13 protein-coding genes are annotated in these 18,600 nt (G+C 64.1%); 6 read left to right on the plus strand and 7 right to left on the minus strand.

Annotation, left to right across the window (positions count from 1 at the left end):
* Positions 1–117: 117 nt before the first annotated feature.
* Entirely contained in the window at positions 118–1,110 is a 993-nt protein-coding gene (locus NKK50_RS11970) for an adenosine kinase (protein ID WP_023692653.1), read from the plus strand.
* Positions 1,111–1,181: 71 nt separating this feature from the next.
* On the opposite strand, the gene NKK50_RS11975 is transcribed toward NKK50_RS11970, so the two are convergent.
* The 3 genes from NKK50_RS11975 to NKK50_RS11985 form a co-directional block, all read right to left on the minus strand.
* Positions 1,182–2,255, minus strand: a complete 1,074-nt coding sequence (locus NKK50_RS11975; RefSeq protein WP_023732507.1) for a sensor domain-containing diguanylate cyclase — start codon at positions 2,253–2,255, stop codon at positions 1,182–1,184.
* A gap of 124 nt (positions 2,256–2,379) precedes the next feature.
* The gene (locus NKK50_RS11980; RefSeq protein ID WP_352543463.1) at positions 2,380–4,659 is read right to left on the minus strand and encodes an NADP-dependent malic enzyme; all 2,280 of its coding nucleotides are present in this window, start codon (positions 4,657–4,659) and stop codon (positions 2,380–2,382) included.
* Positions 4,660–4,801: 142 nt separating this feature from the next.
* Positions 4,802–5,983 (minus strand): glycosyltransferase family protein, encoded by a 1,182-nt coding sequence (locus NKK50_RS11985; protein WP_032997472.1) that lies wholly within the window; start codon positions 5,981–5,983, stop codon positions 4,802–4,804.
* Between the two features lie 165 nt (positions 5,984–6,148).
* On the opposite strand from NKK50_RS11985, the gene mutS reads away from it, so the two are divergent.
* The 3 genes from mutS (at position 6,149) to NKK50_RS12000 (ending at position 10,037) form a co-directional block, all read left to right on the plus strand.
* The gene (mutS, locus tag NKK50_RS11990) at positions 6,149–8,878 is read left to right on the plus strand and encodes a DNA mismatch repair protein MutS (protein ID WP_352543464.1); all 2,730 of its coding nucleotides are present in this window, start codon (positions 6,149–6,151) and stop codon (positions 8,876–8,878) included.
* Between the two features lie 73 nt (positions 8,879–8,951).
* Positions 8,952–9,416 (plus strand): nuclear transport factor 2 family protein, encoded by a 465-nt coding sequence (locus tag NKK50_RS11995; RefSeq protein WP_023685130.1) that lies wholly within the window; start codon positions 8,952–8,954, stop codon positions 9,414–9,416.
* Between the two features lie 66 nt (positions 9,417–9,482).
* Positions 9,483–10,037, plus strand: a complete 555-nt coding sequence (locus tag NKK50_RS12000) for a TetR/AcrR family transcriptional regulator (RefSeq protein ID WP_352543465.1) — start codon at positions 9,483–9,485, stop codon at positions 10,035–10,037.
* Between the two features lie 4 nt (positions 10,038–10,041).
* On the opposite strand, the gene NKK50_RS12005 is transcribed toward NKK50_RS12000, so the two are convergent.
* From NKK50_RS12005 to NKK50_RS12020, 4 genes are all read right to left on the minus strand, one after another.
* Positions 10,042–10,800, minus strand: a complete 759-nt coding sequence (locus NKK50_RS12005) for an MBL fold metallo-hydrolase (protein ID WP_245260269.1) — start codon at positions 10,798–10,800, stop codon at positions 10,042–10,044.
* Between the two features lie 52 nt (positions 10,801–10,852).
* Positions 10,853–11,698 (minus strand): aldo/keto reductase, encoded by an 846-nt coding sequence (locus tag NKK50_RS12010; protein ID WP_023672864.1) that lies wholly within the window; start codon positions 11,696–11,698, stop codon positions 10,853–10,855.
* A gap of 96 nt (positions 11,699–11,794) precedes the next feature.
* Positions 11,795–12,178, minus strand: coding sequence for a CopM family metallochaperone (gene copM / locus NKK50_RS12015; protein ID WP_023823806.1), 384 nt, complete (start codon positions 12,176–12,178; stop codon positions 11,795–11,797).
* A gap of 43 nt (positions 12,179–12,221) precedes the next feature.
* A complete protein-coding gene (locus NKK50_RS12020) occupies positions 12,222–14,735 on the minus strand; it encodes a heavy metal translocating P-type ATPase (protein ID WP_352543466.1) in 2,514 nt (837 codons plus the stop codon).
* A 176-nt stretch (positions 14,736–14,911) separates the two neighbouring features.
* On the opposite strand from NKK50_RS12020, the gene NKK50_RS12025 reads away from it, so the two are divergent.
* Together NKK50_RS12025 and NKK50_RS12030 are read left to right on the plus strand one after the other, a co-directional pair.
* On the plus strand, positions 14,912–15,754 hold the full coding sequence (locus NKK50_RS12025; RefSeq protein ID WP_352543467.1) for a glycosyltransferase family 25 protein: 843 nt from the start codon (positions 14,912–14,914) through the stop codon (positions 15,752–15,754).
* A 33-nt stretch (positions 15,755–15,787) separates the two neighbouring features.
* A complete protein-coding gene (locus NKK50_RS12030; protein ID WP_352543468.1) occupies positions 15,788–18,583 on the plus strand; it encodes a [protein-PII] uridylyltransferase in 2,796 nt (931 codons plus the stop codon).
* The last annotated feature ends 17 nt before the right edge of the window (positions 18,584–18,600 follow it).

The following is an 18,600-nucleotide window of genomic DNA, read 5'->3' on the forward strand; positions in this document are numbered from 1 at the left end:
GGCGCGCGCGCCGGCCTGGGCGGCAAAGGGTGGAAATCGGTTGCCATTTTTCGGGGTGATGCTGTAGACCCGCCCGGGCGCGGCAGAAAGCCGGCAGGTTCCAAGGCGGAGACATTGATGCCGGATTTTGACGTGCTTTGCATCGGCAATGCCATTGTCGACATCATCGCCCAGTGCGACGACGCTTTTCTCGAGACCAACGGCATCATCAAGGGTGCGATGAACCTCATCGACACCAAGCGCGCCGAGCTGCTCTACAGCCGCATGGGGCCGGCGATCGAGGCCTCGGGCGGCAGCGCCGGCAACACGGCGGCGGGCGTCGCCAGCTTCGGCGGCCGCGCCGCCTTCTTCGGCAAGGTGTCGAACGATCCGCTCGGCGAAATCTACGCCCATGACATCCATGCCCAGGGCGTTGCCTTCGACACCAGGCCGCTTGAGGGACAGCCGCCGACGGCGCGCTCGATGATATTCGTCACCCCCGATGGCGAGCGTTCGATGAACACCTATCTCGGCGCCTGCGTCGAACTCGGCCCGGAAGACGTCGAGGCCGACAAGGCATCCGGCGCCAAGGTTACCTATTTCGAGGGCTATCTGTGGGATCCGCCGCGCGCCAAGGAGGCGATCCGGCAGACGGCGAAGCTCGCACACGAGGCCGGGCGCGAAGTGTCGATGACGTTGTCGGATTCGTTCTGCGTCGACCGCTACCGGGACGAGTTCCTCGAGCTGATGCGCTCGGGCACTGTCGACATTGTCTTTGCCAACAGCCACGAGATCAAGTCGCTCTACCAGACAAAATCCTTCGACGAGGCGCTGGCGGCTATCCGCAAAGACTGCAAGATTGCCGCCGTCACCCGCTCCGAAAAAGGCTCAGTGATCGTGCGCGGCGACGAGACCGTCACCATTCAGGCGACGACGATCCGCGAACTGGTCGACACCACCGGCGCCGGCGACCTCTATGCCGCCGGTTTCCTCTACGGCTACACCTCGGGGCGCAGCCTGAAGGATTGCGGCGATCTCGGCTCGCTGGCCGCCGGGCTGGTGATCCAGCAGCTCGGGCCACGGCCGCGGCAAAACCTGCGCAGCGCGGCCCAATTGGCGGGGTTGCTGTAGGGCCGTCTTTCGGCGCGCAGCGCCGAGCCAGATGAGGGGTTCCCGCCGGATCAGGCTGTCCGGCGCTCCGCTCAGGCGGTGCGGCGAAGGTCGTCGGACGTAGGCCCGGGTTCCAAAGCCCCGGCGGTGACCAGCCGGTTGCGGCCGCTCTTTTTGCCGATGTACATCAGTCGGTCGGCGAGCGTTATCAGCGCCTCCGAATCGGACGCTTCCGCCGGGTAGATGGCGACGCCAACGGTGCAACCAACATGGATGGCTCCATTCGGCGTCGGCACCTTGATCCGCAGCTTTTCCAGGATACGTTCGGCGACGCCCACGGCCTTCTGTCGGGCCCGGCTAGCCTCTCCTGAAAACAGGAATGCGAACTCGTCTCCACCGAGCCGCGCCACGAAATCAGCGCTGCGCAGGATGGTGCGAAGCTGACCCGCCACCTCCTGCAGCAGCGCGTCGCCGGCCTCGTGGCCGAGCGTGTCGTTGACCTTCTTGAACCTATCGAGGTCGATGAACAGCAGGCCGGCCGCCTGGCCGGTGCTGTCGCAGCGGTCGATCACCGACCTCAGCTCGTTGTGAAAGGCGCGCCGGTTGGGCAGGCCGGTCAATGCATCGTGGTTGGCCGAATGATCGCTCTGCTGCTTGGCCAGCTCGATCTCGCGCTTTTGTACGGAGAGTTCCTCATTGGCGGCCTTGAGTTCGAGCAGCAGTTCGGCATTGAGATCCTCGACTACCTTACGGTCGCTAATGTCGACGACGAAACCTTCGAGGAATTCGAGTTCGCCGGCACCATCCCAGACCCCGCCTCCGATCTCGCGCACCCAGAGCGGCTCGCCGACCTGTGGCACGATGCGGTAGTCGACGTTCCAGTTGCAGCGCGCCTCGAGCGCGGTATCGACGGCGGCATAGACCGCAGCGAGATCATCCGGGTGGATCGCCGAGACATAGTCGCGCACGGCATTTTGAATGAAGTCGCTCGGCCGATAACCGCTGACGGTTAAAATGCCGTCGCTGATGTAGAGCATGGTGTAGGACGCATCGTTGCGGCAACGGTAGAGATAACCGTCCATGCGGCCGGTGATGCTCAGCAGCGCATCCAGGCGCTCGTCGTGATAGACCCCCTGGCCGACCACAGATGCCGTGTCATGCTTCATGGCCGCACCCCCGTTTTGGCGGTCTGAGCGCGCCGCCAATGCCATAAGGCCATAGGGGGCGAGAACGTTCCCTATAGCAGCCGAATATTATCAATCTCTTATGCGTTGGCGATTTTGCCGCCAATCAGGCTCCCGCGCTATAGGCCGCGATCGCAGCCATGTTGACGATGTCCGAATCCTTGGCGTTGAGCGAGACGATCTGGACCGGTTTGTTCAAGCCGACCAGCAGCGGGCCGATGACGGTGGAGCCGCCGAGTTCCTGCAGCATCTTGGTCGAGATCGAGGCCGAGTGGAACGCCGGCATGATCAGCACGTTGGCCGGGCCGGTCAGCCGGATGAACGGATACTGCGCCATGGCACGGGCGTTCAACGCAACGTCGGCGGCCATCTCGCCGTCATATTCGAAATCGACGCGGCGCTTGTCGAGGATACGCACCGCTTCCTGCACCCGCTCGGAGCGTTCGCCCTGCGGGTGGCCGAAGGTCGAATAGGCAAGCATGGCGAGCCTCGGCTCGTAGCCCATGCGGCGGGCAAATCCCGCCGCCTCTTCGGCGATGTCGGCGATCTGTTCGGCATTGGGCATGTCGTGCACGGCGGTATCGGCGACGAGGACTGTTTTGCCCCGCGCGAGCACGATGGAGACGCCGATGACGCGGTGTCCGGGCTTGGCGTCGATGACGCGGCGGATATCGTCAAGCGCCGTGGAATAGTTGCGGGTGACGCCGGTGACGATGCCGTCGGCATCGCCCAGCGCCACCATGCAGGCAGCGAAATGGTTGCGGTCGTTGTTGATCAGCCGCTGGCAGTCGCGGAACAGGAAGCCTTTGCGCTGCATGCGCTCGTAGAGATAATCGGTGTAGATGCCGTTGCGGCGCGAAAGCCTGGCATTGATGATCTCGATGCCTTGCTTGTTCAGGTCGATGCCGGCGTGCCTGGCGTTTTCCTTGATTACATCGTCGCGGCCGAGCAGGATCGCGGTGCCGAGCTTCTGGTTCACATAGGAGACGGCGGCGCGCATCACCTGTTCTTCCTCGCCCTCGGCAAAGACGATGCGCTTGGGCTGGCGGCGGACGCGATCGTAGATGCGCTGCAAGGTCGAAGCGATCGGGTCGCGGCGGGCCGACAGCTCCTGCGCGTAGCGGTCGAGGTCGAGGATAGGCTTGCGGGCGACGCCCGACTCCATCGCCGCCTTGGCCACCGCGAGCGGGATGGCCGAAATCAGGCGCGGATCGAACGGCACCGGGATGATGTAGTTCGGGCCGAATTTCGGCCGGTTGCCCTGATAGGCGGCGGCGACATCGTCGGGCACGTCCTTGCGCGCCAGGTCGGCCAGCGCTCTCGCTGCGGCGATCTTCATGTCGTCATTGATGGTGGTGGCCCTGACATCCAGCGCACCGCGGAAGATGTAGGGAAAGCCCAGCACATTGTTGACCTGGTTCGGATAGTCGGAACGCCCGGTGGCCATAATGGCATCGGTGCGGATCTCGGCCACTTCCTCCGGTGTGATCTCCGGATCGGGATTGGCCATGGCGAAGATGATCGGGTTCTTGGCCATCGACTGCACCATCCTGGTGGTCAACGCGCCCTTGGCCGACAGGCCGAGAAAGACGTCGGCGCCATCGAGCGCCTCGGCCAGGCTGCGCGAGTCGGTCTTGACCGCATGCGCCGACTTCCACTGGTTCATGCCTTCGGTGCGGCCCTGGTAGACGACACCCTTGGTGTCGCACAAGATGATGTTTTCCGGGGCGAAACCCATCGCCTTCATCAGTTCGATGCAGGCAATGCCGGCGGCGCCGGCGCCGTTGCAGACCATTTTCGTGGTCTTCATGTCGCGGCCGGTGATCTCCAGCGCATTGATCAGCCCGGCGGCCGAGATGATGGCGGTGCCGTGCTGGTCGTCGTGGAAGACCGGGATGTCCATTAGTTCGCGCAGCCGCTGCTCGATGATGAAGCATTCCGGCGCCTTGATGTCTTCCAGGTTGATGCCGCCGAAGGACGGCCCGAGAAAGCGCACGCAGTTGATGAATTCGTCGGCATCCTCGGTGTCGACCTCGAGGTCGATGGAATCGACATCGGCGAAGCGCTTGAACAGCACCGCCTTGCCTTCCATCACCGGCTTGGAGGCCAACGCGCCGAGATTGCCGAGGCCGAGAATGGCGGTGCCGTTGGAGATGACGGCGACCATGTTGCCGCGCGTCGTGTAGTCGAAAGCGCGGCTGGGGTCTTCGGCAATGGCCAGCACGGGAACCGCGACACCCGGCGAATAGGCGAGGCTCAGATCGCGCTGCGTCGCCATCGGCTTGGTGGCGACGATCTCCAGCTTGCCGGGGCGGCCCATGGCGTGGAATTCCAGCGCCTCCTCGGCGCTGACGGAGGGGCCGCTATTTTCGGTTTTCTTGGCCATGATGCTTTTGATTTCCTCGCCGGTGTCGCCCCCTTGAGACGGGTGCGTGCTTTTGAAACTTCTGGATCAAGGCTACACGCCACCGCTGTAAATCGCCAAGCGATCTTCACGCCCGCAGCGAATCTCCCGAAGTCGAACGGCGTCACGTCGGCTCTGGCTCGCTGACGAAGGCAGCGATTTCGCGCACCGTTCCCCGCCGCATCATGCCGTCTGTGCCGGGGAAAGGCCACGTCTCGATGGGTGGCGCACGGCTTCCCTTGCGCCGCAGCAATGCAGTCAGGAACGCCATGAGTTCGATGCGCTGGGCGTGAACCTTCTCCAGCGTGCGGCGGCGGATCTGCTGACGCGGTATGGCACGATCTCGCAGCGTATCGACGGCGCGGCGAATGGCAGCCGGTTCCGGATCGGCGACGATGCAATAATCCGGATCGAAATAGACGTCGCGACCGCCAAGGCTCGGCGTACTGACGATCGGCAGGCCGGCCATCAGATATTCCATCGAGGAGTACATCGCTCCTTCCACGGCCGACAGGCACAGCCCGACGGCGGCCTGGTTGTAGACGTGGTTGACCTGTTGCGCCGTCAGCTTGCCCGGCCAGCCGTCGACGAGCGGATTGGCGATCTGGTGGAGCGGCGAACGCGCCTGCAGTCGCCGAACAAAGGCGAGGGCGGCAACCGGCGGCAATTCGCCGATCGAATAGGTGATGTGGGCCAGCCGCTCTATGTCGAAGGCCAGGTGATGACGTTTGATCGGCGAGATGCGGCCATTGTAGACCGCGTCGAATTCGACCGGCACGTCCGGCAGCGGCCGGAATATATCCTCCGACACCATCAGATTGTGGTTGGAGAAGATGGCATTGCCGCCCGCAGCCGCGACGAGACGGCGCTCTTCCTCGGTGTTGCACAGGAAGATGATTTCGTGCAGCGGAAACCGGCCGGCATACCAGGCGAGATCGCGGCCCATCCGGGCGATGACAGCCGGCCGCTCCATGGTCCAGGTCTGCATCGTCAGGAAGGTGACGCGCCGTCCCGCCAGGCGCCGGCCAAGGGCCGCCAGCGGATAGAGCGGACGGGCTCCGCCAATCGGGACATAGAGCACCAGCGGGTCGCGGCTGAGCACATGCAGCGACATCTCGATGCCGCTATCGAGATCGGACAGCGGTCCCCGTGTCGGCAGGAGGAAGGGGACGCGCTTGCGCACTGTCCCCCTAAGCTTGCTTTTGGTGCGGTGGACGCGCCGCGCCGCCAACAGCAGCAGGCGCTCAAGCGCCGATCCAGCCGGACCGACCAGCTCTTCGAACGCCTCCTGTTTGTCCTGATCCATGCCGCTTATCCCCGCCATGGCGATCATAGGGTCTGGTTGTCGCCCGATGCAACCAACGGCTTCACCCGGCATAGAGGGAGCACAAGCCGCCGTCGAGGCCGGTCGTCCCCTGCTTTTCGAGCCGCCTGCATTAAACCCCGCACCCACATCTGCTAGCGTGCGGGCATGAACATGCACACTTCAGCAGAAACCGACGCCCCAGAGGTGACACCGTCTGCGCCCGTCGGCAGCGTCACGCCGATGATGGAGCAGTTTATCGAGATCAAGGCGGCGAACCCGGATTCTCTGCTGTTCTACCGCATGGGCGATTTTTACGAGCTGTTCTTCGACGACGCCGAAAAGGCGAGCAAGGCGCTGGGCATCGTCCTGACCAAGCGCGGCAAGCACCAGGGTAACGACATTCCGATGTGCGGCGTGCCGGTGCATGCGGCCGACGACTATCTGCAAAAGCTGATCGGCCAAGGTTTTCGCGTTGCCGTCTGCGAGCAGATCGAGGACCCGGCGGAAGCCAGGAAGCGCGGCGGCAAATCGGTCGTACGCCGTGACGTGGTGCGCCTGGTGACGCCCGGCACCATCACCGAGGACAAATTGCTGGCGCCGTCGGAATCGAGCTTCCTGATGGCGCTAGGGCGGGTGAAGGGCGGCAACAGCGGTGACGCCTTCGCCCTGGCCTGGATCGAGATCTCGACCGGCGTCTTCCGCGTCGCCGAAACCACGACCGACCGCCTGCTGGCCGATGTCTTCCGCGTCGACCCGCGCGAGCTGATCGTCGCCGAGCCGGTGTTTTACGATCCCGAGTTGAAGCCGGTGTTCGACGTCATCGGCCGCGTTGCCAGCCCGCAGCCGCCGTCGCTTTTCGATTCGGCTTCGGCAGCGGGGCGGATCGCGCGTTTCTTCGAAGTGGCGACGCCGGACAGTTTCGGCGCCTTCTCGCGCGCCGAATTGTCGGCGATCTCGGGCGCCATCGCCTATGTCGAAAAGACGCAGAAGGCCGAGCGGCCGCCTTTGTCGCGTCCCGAACGCGAGGAGCAGGGCTCGACGCTGTTCATCGATCCTGCGACACGCGGCAATCTGGAACTGTTGCGCACGCTGTCGGGCAGCCGCGACGGCTCGCTGTTCAAGGCTATAGACCGCACGGTCACCGGCGGCGGCGCCAGGCTGCTCGCCGACCGGCTGATGGCGCCGCTGACTGACCCGGCGGCGATCGGCGCCAGGCTCGATTCTGTGTCGTTCTTCCGTGCGGAGACGCAGCTTTGCCAGGCGGTGCGGTCAGGCCTGAAGAGCGTCGCCGACATGCCGCGGGCGCTGTCGCGGCTGGCGCTCAACCGCGGCGGCCCGCGCGATCTCGGCGCGCTGCGTGCCGGCTTCGAAGCGGCGGCCACCATTGCCGAACTGTTCGGAACGGCCGTCCTGCCCGCGGAGCTGACAGCGGCACTTGCCGCGATAAAGGCGCTGCCGCGCGCGCTGGCCGGGCATCTGACCCAGGCTCTTGGCGAGGAACTGCCGCTGCTGAGGCGCGACGGCGGCTTCGTGCGCGGCGGCTACCATGCCGAGCTCGACGAGATGCGGGCGCTGCGCGATGAGTCTCGCAAGGTGATCGCCGGGCTGGAGCGCTCGCTGATCGAGGAGACTGGCATCCGCTCGCTGAAGATCCGCCACAACAATGTGCTGGGCTATTACATCGAGGTGACCGCCAACCATCATTCGATCATGACCGGCAGCGATGGCGCCAAGGCACGCTTCATCCACCGCCAGACCATGGCCAATGCCATGCGTTTCACCACGACGGAACTTGCCGAACTCGAGACCAAAATCGCCAATGCCGCTGACCGGGCGCTGAGCATCGAGCTTGCCGCTTTCGATACGCTGACGGCTGAGGCGGTCGGCGAGGCGCAGAAGATCCGCGCCGGCGCCGATGCGCTCGCCGTACTCGACGTGTCGGCGGCGCTCGCGCTGTTGTCGGAGAGCGAAGCCTGGTGCCGGCCGCTGGTCGATTCCAGCCTCGCCTTCGACATCTCGGGCGGACGCCATCCGGTGGTCGAACAGGCGCTTCGCCGTTCGGGCGAAGGGCCGTTCGTCGCCAATGATTGCGATCTGTCGCCGCAAGACGGTGCCAAGGCCGGCGCCATCTGGCTGCTCACCGGTCCGAATATGGGCGGTAAGTCGACCTTCCTGCGGCAAAACGCACTGATCGCCATCCTTGCCCAGACCGGCTCCTTCGTGCCGGCGACATCGGCCCATATCGGCGTCGTCGACAGGCTGTTCTCGCGCGTCGGCGCCTCGGACGATCTGGCGCGTGGCCGCTCCACCTTTATGGTCGAGATGGTAGAGACGGCCGCGATCCTCAACCAGGCCGGTGAGCGGGCGCTGGTGATCCTCGACGAAATCGGCCGCGGCACCGCCACCTTCGATGGCCTGTCGATCGCCTGGGCGGCGGTCGAGTATCTGCACGAGAAGAACCGCTGCCGGGCGATCTTCGCCACTCATTTCCACGAAATGACGGCACTCTCCGGCAAGCTGCCGCGACTGCACAATGTCACGATGCGGGTCAAGGAGTGGGAAGGCGACGTCGTCTTCCTGCACGAGGTCGGCAAGGGTGCCGCCGATCGCTCCTATGGCGTTCAGGTCGCTCGCCTTGCCGGTCTGCCGGAAGCGGTGGTCGGCCGCGCCAAAGAGGTGCTGCATCAGCTCGAGGAAGGCGATGTCTCCGGCAAGGCCAACCGACTGGTCGACGATCTGCCGCTGTTTTCGGTGGCAATGAAGCGGGAAGCGGCAAAGCCTGCGGAGAGCGACGCATTGGGCGCAGCGCTGGGTGAGATCAATCCAGACGAGATGACGCCGCGCGAGGCGCTGGAAGCGCTCTACCGGCTGAAGGGGCTGGCGGGGAAAACCTAGCCCGATTTCGGCCTTGACCAATTGTACCGATTGGTACAATGCTCGCCATCGCCTTTGCCGATGGGAGAATGACATGAGCCGTCCGCCGCTGCCGCCCTTCACCGCCGAGACCGCCGCGCAGAAGGCTCGGCTTGCCGAAGACGCCTGGAACAGCCGCGATCCCGAACGGGTTTCGCTCGCCTATACGCAGGACAGCACCTGGCGCAACCGCGCCGAGTTCGTCTCGGGCAGAAATGAGATCGTCTCCTTCCTCACGCGCAAATGGGCTCGCGAGCTCGACTACCGCCTGATCAAGGAGGTCTGGACCTGGAACGACAACCGCATCGCGGTGCGCTTTGCCTATGAATGGCGCGACGACAGTGGCCACTGGTTCCGCTCCTACGGCAATGAGAATTGGGAATTCGACGCGGCCGGGCTGATGCGTAGGCGCGTCGCCAGCATCAACGACCTGCCGATCGCCGAGGGTGAGCGCAAATATCACTGGCCGCTCGGCCGCCGGCCGGACGACCATCCCGGCCTGTCCGAACTCGGATTTTAGAATATGATCCCTAGAGCTGTGTCGCGGTTTTCGGCAAAGATCATGCTCAAGCGGAAAAACTAGCGCATGCGCAGGATCGCGCCCGATCGCGCCGATTTGCTCTCCATCATCGGCGAGGTTTTCCGCGAACACGGCTATGAAGGGGCGAGCCTGGCGCGGATCGGTGCGGCGACCGGCCTAGGCAAAGGCAGCCTTTACCACTTCTTCCCCGGCGGCAAGGAAGAGATGGCGGCGGCTGTCATTGCCCATATAGATGGCTGGTTCGAGGAGAATGTCTTCGTGCCGTTGCAGGACAGGGCCTACCCTCGCACGGGCATCGATCGGATGTTCGAAGCGACCGACAGCTATTTCCGCTCGGGACGCCGGGTGTGCCTGATCGGCGCCTTCGCGCTGGACGAATCCCGCGACCTCTTCGCCATTGCGATCAAAAGCTATTTCGGCCGCTGGGTGGCGCATCTTGCCGAAGCGCTGACCCGAAGCGGGCACAGCGCTGCCAGGGCGGACGAACTCGCCGAAGAAACGGTCGGCGCCATCCAGGGCGCGCTCACGCTGGCGCGCGCCTTCGACGACACCGTAGTGTTTTCGCGCGCGTTGCGACGGGCGTGGGCGGCGCTCGGCTAGAGTGCTACAAGGGCTCGAAGCGGAAAGCCGTCTCGGTTCGAAAAACCCGGCCGACGCCGGGCGAATCAAGATGCGCGCCGGCGACGTAGCAGTCGTTGTTGGCCGCAAGCGCCAGCATTTGCAACCGGCTTGCCCTCGCCTGCTGCTGGTCTGCGTCGAATTCCCACGTGATCTCGGGTCGATCGAATTGAAGCGACGGCACATGTACGATGTCGCCCCAGATCAACAGTGTTTCGCCTGCGCTCACAACGCGAAAGCAAGTGTGGCCGGCTTCATGGCCAGCGGAGCCGATCGTATCGATGTCAGCGCTGACGCGCTGTCCAGCATCGAGAGGCTGGGCGCGATCGTGGAAGCGTTCCAGCCTCGCCACGTCGCGAAACATGCCGAGCTCAGCGCGCGGGACAAGCAGCCGAGAGAGCTGCGGGAAGCCGTCGCCACCATCGGCAAGGATGAGCCCGTGTATATGGTCGAGATGGGTGTGGGTGAAAGCAACAGTCCGAATCCGCTCGGTGGCGATCTTCGCCTCGCGCAGCGCCTCGGGCAGGTGCCCCATTGTCGGGTGCCAGGCGTTCGAAGCCCCTGTGTCGATCAGCGTGATGTCGTCGCCGTCATCGATGGCGAAGGCGTTGACCGACAGCCTGAGCGCACCGTCGACGAGCGGTACATGCGAGGGCAGGTTGTCACCGAATGTCCGGTCTCCGGGCTGGCGCAGCCGCCTGATTGGCATGTCGACGTAACCGTCGCGCAGCGACGTGACCGTCATGGCTCCGACTCTATACGCCGTATGATTATACCCGGTCGAAATCCGTTCCAATCTAGATCATCTCCAGGCCGCGCTTGCGCGTCGGCGGTGGAAAGGCGCGGTCGAGTTCGACGAAATCCTCAGCCTCCAGCTCGATGTCGAGCGCGGCAACATTCTGGCGGACGTGCTCCTGGCTGCTCGCCTTCGGGATGGCGATGACACCGGGCTGCGCCATCACCCAGGCCAGGGCGATCTGTGCCGGCGTTGCGTTGTGGCGGGCGGCGATGGTTTCCAGCCTGGAATTGCGCGCCAGCGCGCCCTGCTCGACCGGCGAATAGGCCATCAGCGGGATGCCGCGCTGCCGGCTCCATGGCGCGAGATCGAATTCGGGGCCGCGCCGCGACAGATTGTAGAGTACCTGGTTGGTCTGGACATGATCTCCAGACGACAGGCCGGTCAGCTCCTCCATTTCGTCGGTGTCGAAATTGCTGACGCCCCAGTGACGGATCTTGCCGGCCTTCTTCAACGCCTCGAAAGCCTCGACCGTTTCGCCTAGAGGCACACTGCCCGGCCAATGCAGGAGATAGAGATCGATGCGGTCGGTGCGCAGGCGCTTCAAGCTGTTTTCGCAGGCCCGCGCCACGCCGGCGCGCGAGGCATTGGACGGCAATACCTTGGAGACGAGAAAGAGTTTGTCGCGGCGCCCGGCAATGGCTTCCGCCACCACCTCCTCGGCGCCGCCGCTGGCATACATTTCAGCGGTGTCGATCAACGTCATGCCGAGGTCCAGCCCGAGCTTCAGGGCATTGACCTCCCCGGCGCGGCGGCGGGAATCCTCGCCCATCTTCCATGTGCCCTGTCCCAGCACCTGGACGGCCTCGCCCGAAGGCAACGTGGTGGTTCTTATGGTCGTGGGCATGGAGGCTCCTCGTATGGCGGTCAATGCGCATGGCATCACAAGCACAGGGAGAAATCCAGAATAGATCCCGCATTCTTCTCCGCAGTCGTTGCTGCGCTATTTGACCGGATGGGCGGCGAGCCAGGCCTGCATCTTGGTGATCTCCGCTTCCTGCGCGGCGATGACATCTTCGGCCAGCTTGCGGATTTCGGGATCCTTGCCGTTGGCGAGTTCCACCTTGGCCATGTCGATCGCGCCCCGATGATGCGGGATCATGCCGCGCACGAAGTCGACATCGGCATTGCCGGAATATTCGATCATCATGTCGGTGTGCATCTTGTCCATCGCCGCCTTGTAGCCGTCGGTCGAAGGACCTTGCGCGCCCATCGCGCCCATGTCGTGTTTCATCTCTTCGGATTGCGCCGGGACGCTTTCGAGGAAAACGGCAAGCAGCATTCCCGCCGCCATCATCAAAAGCACGATCTTCTTAGCCAAGGTCATCCATGATCTCCTGTTGATTGATATTCGTATCTGGGGGCTTTGCTCAGAGTTTCAACGTCCGCAGCCGCAATGCGTTGGCGATGACCGAAACCGAAGACAGGCTCATGGCCGCCGCCGCCAGCATCGGCGACAAAAGCGTGCCGGTGAGCGGATAGAGCACGCCGGCGGCAACCGGCACGCCAAGCACATTGTAGAGGAAGGCGAAAAACAGATTCTGGCGGATGTTGCGGATCGTCCCCTGGGCGAGCGTTCGGGCCCTGACGATGCCGTTGAGATCGCCCTTGACCAACGTAATGCCGGCGCTCTCGACAGCGACATCGGCGCCGGTGCCCATGGCGATGCCGACATCGGCGCTGGCCAGGGCCGGCGCATCGTTGACGCCGTCGCCGGCCATGGCTACGCCGGCACCTTTCGCACGCAACTCCTCGACAAGGGCTGCCTTTTGTTCCGGCAGCAGGCCGGCGCGCACCTCGTCAATGCCAAGGCTTTTGGCGATGGCGCGCGCCGTGCATTCATTGTCGCCGGTCGCCATGATGATCCGCAAGCCTCTGTCGTGCAGCGCCCTGATCGCCTCGGCTGTCGTTGCCTTGACCGGATCGGCGACCGCGACAATGCCGGCCAGTTTTTTGTCCACCGCAACGAACATCGCCGTCTTGCCTTCTGCCTGCAGCGCCTCGGCCCTGGCCGACAGGGAAGCGGTGTCGATGCCGACATCGGCCATCATGGCGGCGTTGCCGAGCGAAACCTTCCTGCCAGACACCGTGCCGGATACGCCCTTGCCGGTGACGGCGTCGAAGCCGCCGGCCTCAACGAGCGTCAGGCCGCGTTCGCCGGCGCCGCCGACAATGGCCTCGGCCAGCGGATGCTCCGAGCCTTTTTCCAGGCCGGCGGCGAGCGCCAGCAATTCATTCTCGGACAGGCCTTCGGCAGCGACGACATCGGTCAAGCGAGGCTTGCCTTCGGTCAAGGTGCCGGTCTTGTCGACGATCAACGTGTCGACCGAAGCGAAGCGCTCGAGCGCGGCCGCGTCCTTGATCAGCACGCCCGCGTGCGCCCCGCGCCCGGTGGCAGTCATGATCGACATCGGCGTCGCCAGGCCGAGCGCGCAGGGGCAGGCGATGATCAGCACCGAGACCGCCGAGACGATGGCAAAGATCAAGCTGGGTTCGGGACCGAAGATCGCCCAGGCGGCAAAGGCCATGAGCGCGACCAGCACGACGGCCGGCACGAAGTAGAAGGAGACGCGATCGGCTAAACCTTGAATCGGCGCGCGCGAACGCTGCGCCTTTGCGACCAGCTCGACGATGCGCGAAAGCGTCGTTTCGGAGCCGACCTTTTCGGCGCGCATGATCAGCGAACCGTTCTTGTTGAGCGTGCCGCCGGTCAAGGCATCGCCTTTCGTTTTTTCGACCGGCAGCGGCTCGCCCGAGATCATCGATTCGTCGATGGAGGAACGGCCTTCCGTTACGATGCCGTCGACCGGCACGGCGTCGCCTGGACGGAGGCGCAGGTGGTCGCCGGTCTTGACCGCATCGAGCGGCACGTCGGTGTCGGAGCCGTCCTCCCCGATCAGCCGTGCCGTCTTCGGCGCCAGGTCGAGCAGCGCACGGATGGCCGAGCCGGTCTTTTCGCGCGCCCGCAATTCGAGCACCTGACCGAGGAATACCAGCGCGACGATGACGGAAGCTGCCTCGAAATAGACCGGGACGGTGCCGCCATGGCCACGGAACTGATGCGGAAAGATGTCCGGAAACAGTGCGGCGACGACGCTGTAGAGGTAGGCCGCACCCACACCCAGCGAAATCAGCGTCCACATGTTGGGGCTGCGGTTGACCAGCGACTCCCAGCCGCGGTGGAAGAAGGGGAAGGCCGCCCACAGCACCACCGGGCTGGCCAGCGCCAATTCCAGCCAGACCATCGTGCGCTCGTCGACAAACGCCTGGAACGTCAGGCCGAGCATCGGCGCCATGGCAACGATCAGCAGCGGCACGGACAGCATCGCACTGACCCAGAACCGTCTGGTGAAGTCTACCAGTTCGGGGTTCGGGCCCTCATCGCCAGTGGGAACGCCCATCGGCTCAAGCGCCATGCCGCAGAACGGGCAGGAGCCGGGCTTGTCTCTTATCACTTCGGGATGCATCGGGCAGGTGTATTGCGTGCCTTTCCGCACCGGCGACGGCGTCGGCCTGTCGCCGAGATAGTTTTGCGGCTCGGCCTCGAACTTCGCCCGGCAGCCGGCCGAGCAGAAATAGAAACCCTGGCCTTCGTGGCGGAAAAAATGCCTGGCGGTAGCGCGGTCGACACTCATGCCACAGACGGGGTCGGTGGCGGTCAGGTATTTTTCGGGCCCGGCGACGAATTTCGTACGGCAACCCTCGCTGCAGAAGTGAAAGAGACGGCCGCCATGCTCGGCCGTCGGCTTGCCCGCGGCCGGATCGACGCTCATGCCGCAGACCGGATCGCGCACCACGGCTTCGGCGGCCGGCTCAGCAGCCTTTGCCGTACAGCAGTTGCCATCGGCCGCGTGCGCGTGGTGGTGATGCTCGGAATGCGCCATCGAAAAATGCCTTATATCTGTCTGGGTGAGGAGGTAGTGCTTCCAGTAACTGGAAGGTCAAGGGGCGATTTCGACTTTTCGATCATGGCCGTCATCGCGCACATCGAGGGAAAATCGCTTACGCAACTTTGTTCCCATGCTATGGACGCGCGTCCCACTGCATCGATCCCACCCAAATGAAATGCCTGATTATCAATCTCGATCGGTCCCGCGATCGCCTCGCCCATGTAACGGCGGAGTTCGCGCGCATCGGCACCGCCTTCGAGCGGGTCGCCGCCATCGATGCGCGAGATCGGCCGGATCTGGCCGAAATGCCGCAGGGCAAGAAGCATTTGCGTCTGGCCGACGCCGAGATTGCATGCCTGCTCAGCCACCAACAGTGTTGGTCGATGATCGCGACAGGTGAGGATGCTTACGCGGCGATTTTCGAGGACGATGTCGTTTTCCCGGACAAAGCCGGTGCTTTGCTTGCCGATGCGGGCTGGATCCCCGCCGATGCGGACATCGTCAAGTTGGAAACGTTCTTCAACCGAACCGTAATATCACGCAAGCAAGTCGCCTGCGGCCACGGATTTTCCGCGAGCAGACTGCACGGGCTCCATATCGGTACGGCGGGATACATCCTGTCCAGACAGGCCGCGCGGGACCTTCTTGCGGCAACGAACGAGATCAGCATTCCCGTCGATCACCTCATCTTCAATCCGCGTTTTGCGACCTCGTCCGACAAGGTCATTTACCAACTCGTCCCGGCATTGTGCCTGCAGGCACAATTCCTCGGCGACATTCCGGTGAGATTGCCAAGCCTGCTCAAGCAGGAGCGAACAGAGGAATGGGTGGCAAGCGGGATAGGTAAACAGCGCCAGAAGCCAATCACCGCCAAGGCAAGGATCGAGGCCAGGCGGTTGACGCGGCAGATCGCCGATCTCTTCCGGCTCCGGCGCGAGATGATCATCCCTTTCTGGTATCGCGGCCGACGCGTCCGTCCGCCCCATACACAGCGCCGTGAAAACGCGCTATAGACGCCGCGCAAAGGCGAGGCCCACCGGCAATCCATGGCAAAAATCTCCCTCAAGCTCGACGCGCTGATCGACAGCGAGGCTTTGCGCCGCGACATGACGGCGCTGATCTCGGCGGCCAGCGGCGCCGAGCCCGGCGCGCGCGTCGGTGCGCTCCGGCTGCTGAAGGATCGGCTGACCGAGGGCCGCAAGGTTGCCGAGCGCATGCTGATGGACGATGGCAGCGGCACGGCCTGCGCCGCCCGGCTGTCGCATCTGATGGACGAGATCATCCGCGCCCTCTACGAGTTCGCCGCGACCCACGTCTACCGGGTGAAAAGCCCCTCGACCGCAGAGCGCATGGCGGTCGTTGCCGTCGGCGGCTATGGCCGCGGCACGCTGGCGCCGGGCTCCGACATCGACCTGTTGTTCCTGCTGCCCTACAAGCAGACGCCGTGGGGCGAACAGATCGTCGAATATATGCTCTATATGCTGTGGGACCTCGGGTTGAAGGTCGGCCACGCCACCCGCAACATCGACGAGTGTCTCAGGCTGTCGCGCAGCGACATCACCATCCGCACCACGATCCTGGAAGCGCGGTTCCTATGGGGCGAACAGAAGCTCTTCGACGAATTGCTGACCCGCTTCGACCATGAAGTGGTGCGCACCACCGGACCGGAATATGTGCAGGCCAAGCTCGCCGAACGCGATGATCGCCATGCCAAGGCCGGCGAAAGCCGCTATCTGGTCGAGCCCAACGTCAAGGACGGCAAGGGCGGCCTGCGCGATTTGCAGACGCTGTTCTGGATCGCCAAATACTTCTATCGCGTGCGCACCGGCGAGGAACTGGTCGAAAAGGGCGTCTTCACCGAAGCCGAGTACCGCGAATTCCAGAAGGCCGAAGACTTCCTGTGGGCGGTGCGCTGCCACATGCATTTCCTCACCGGCAAGCCAGAGGAACGGCTGCATTTCGATATCCAGCGCGAGATCGCCGAACGGCTGGGCTACACCACGCATCCCGGTCTGTCGGCGGTCGAGCGCTTCATGAAGCACTACTTCCTCGTCGCCAAGGATGTCGGCGACCTCACCCGCATCTTCTGCGCCGCGCTCGAGGAAGAGCAGGCCAAGCATGTGCCCGGCTTCAACCGCATCTTCCTCACCTTCCAGCGCCGCAAGCGCAAGCTGGCAGGCACGTCGGACTTCATTGTCGACAATCACCGCATCAACGTCGCCGACGACAGCGTGTTCGAGCGCGACCCGGTCAATCTGCTCAGGCTGTTCTGGTTCGCCGACAAGCACGGGCTGGAGTTCCATCCCGATGCGCTGAAGCTGCTCACCCGCTCGCTCGGTCTGGTCAACAAGTCGCTGCGGCGCGACGAGGAGGCCAACCGGCTGTTCCTCGACATCCTGACCTCGGACCGCAATGCCGAGCTTAATTTGCGGCGCATGAACGAGGCCGGCCTGCTCGGCAGGCTGATCCCCGATTTCGGCAGAATAGTCGCCATGATGCAGTTCTCGATGTACCACCACTATACGGTGGACGAGCACCTGATCCGCTGCATCGGCGTCTTGGCCGAGATCGAGCGCGGCGATGGTGAAAAGGTGCATCCGCTGTCGCACACGCTGATGCCGGGGCTAGAGAAGAGCCGCGAGGCACTCTATGTCGCGGTGCTGCTGCACGACATCGCCAAGGGCCGGCCGGAGGATCACTCAGAGGCCGGCGCCCGGATCGCACGCCGCATCTGCCCGCATATGGGGCTGTCGGCCGCCGACACCGAGACCGTCGCCTGGCTGGTCGAGAACCATCTGGTGATGTCGATGACGGCGCAGACGCGCGACCTCAACGACCGCAAGACGATCGAGGATTTCGCCTCGATCGTGCAATCGGTCGAGCGGCTGAAAATGCTGTTGATCCTGACCGTCTGCGACATCAGGGGTGTCGGGCCGGGCGTGTGGAACGGCTGGAAGGGCCAGCTCCTGCGCACGCTCTACTACGAAACCGAACTGCTTTTGACCGGCGGCTTCTCGGAAGTGTCGCGCGCCAAGCGGACGGCGGCGGCGCGCGAGCGGCTGGCCGAGGCGCTGGCCGATTGGCCGGACAAGGCCCGCAAGCGCTATGTCGGCCTGCATTACGAGAACTATCTGCTGACGGTCGACCTCCCCGATCAGTTGCGCCATGCCGAATTCATCCGCGAAGCCGACGCGGCAGGCAAGAAGCTCGCCACCGTGGTCAGGACCCACCAATTCGAGGCGGTGACCGAGATAACCGTGCTGGCGCAGGATCATCCGCGCCTGCTTTCGGTCATTGCCGGCGCCTGCGCGGGAGCCGGCGGCAACATCGTCGACGCGCAGATCTTCACCACGTCCGACGGCCGCGCGCTGGACATCATCCTGATCTCACGGGAATTCGACCGCGATGAGGATGAGCGCCGTCGCGCCGAGCGCGTCGGCCGGCTGATCGAGGACGTGCTGTCGGGCAAGAGCTGGCTGCCGGAGATGATCGAGAAGCGCACCCGGCCGCGGCGCGGCGCCAAGGTGTTCAAGATTCCGCCGCGCGCCGAAATCCGCAACACGCTGTCGAACCGGTTTTCGGTGATCGAGGTCGAGGGACTGGACCGGCCTGGGCTGTTGTCGGAAATCACCAGTGCGTTGTCCGATCTCTCGCTCGACATCGCCTCGGCTCACATCACCACCTTCGGCGAGAAGGTGATCGACACTTTCTATGTCACCGACCTTACGGGGCAGAAGATCGACAACCCGGCACGCACCGCCACCATCCACGCCACGCTGATCGCGGCGCTTGAAGGCGTTGTCCCGGAGCGCGGCGGCAAGGCCAAGGCGGCGGCCGAGTGACCATCACTTTGTTCCAA

This window comes from Mesorhizobium sp. M0001, from assembly GCF_040324255.1.
GTDB lineage: Bacteria > Pseudomonadota > Alphaproteobacteria > Rhizobiales > Rhizobiaceae > Mesorhizobium.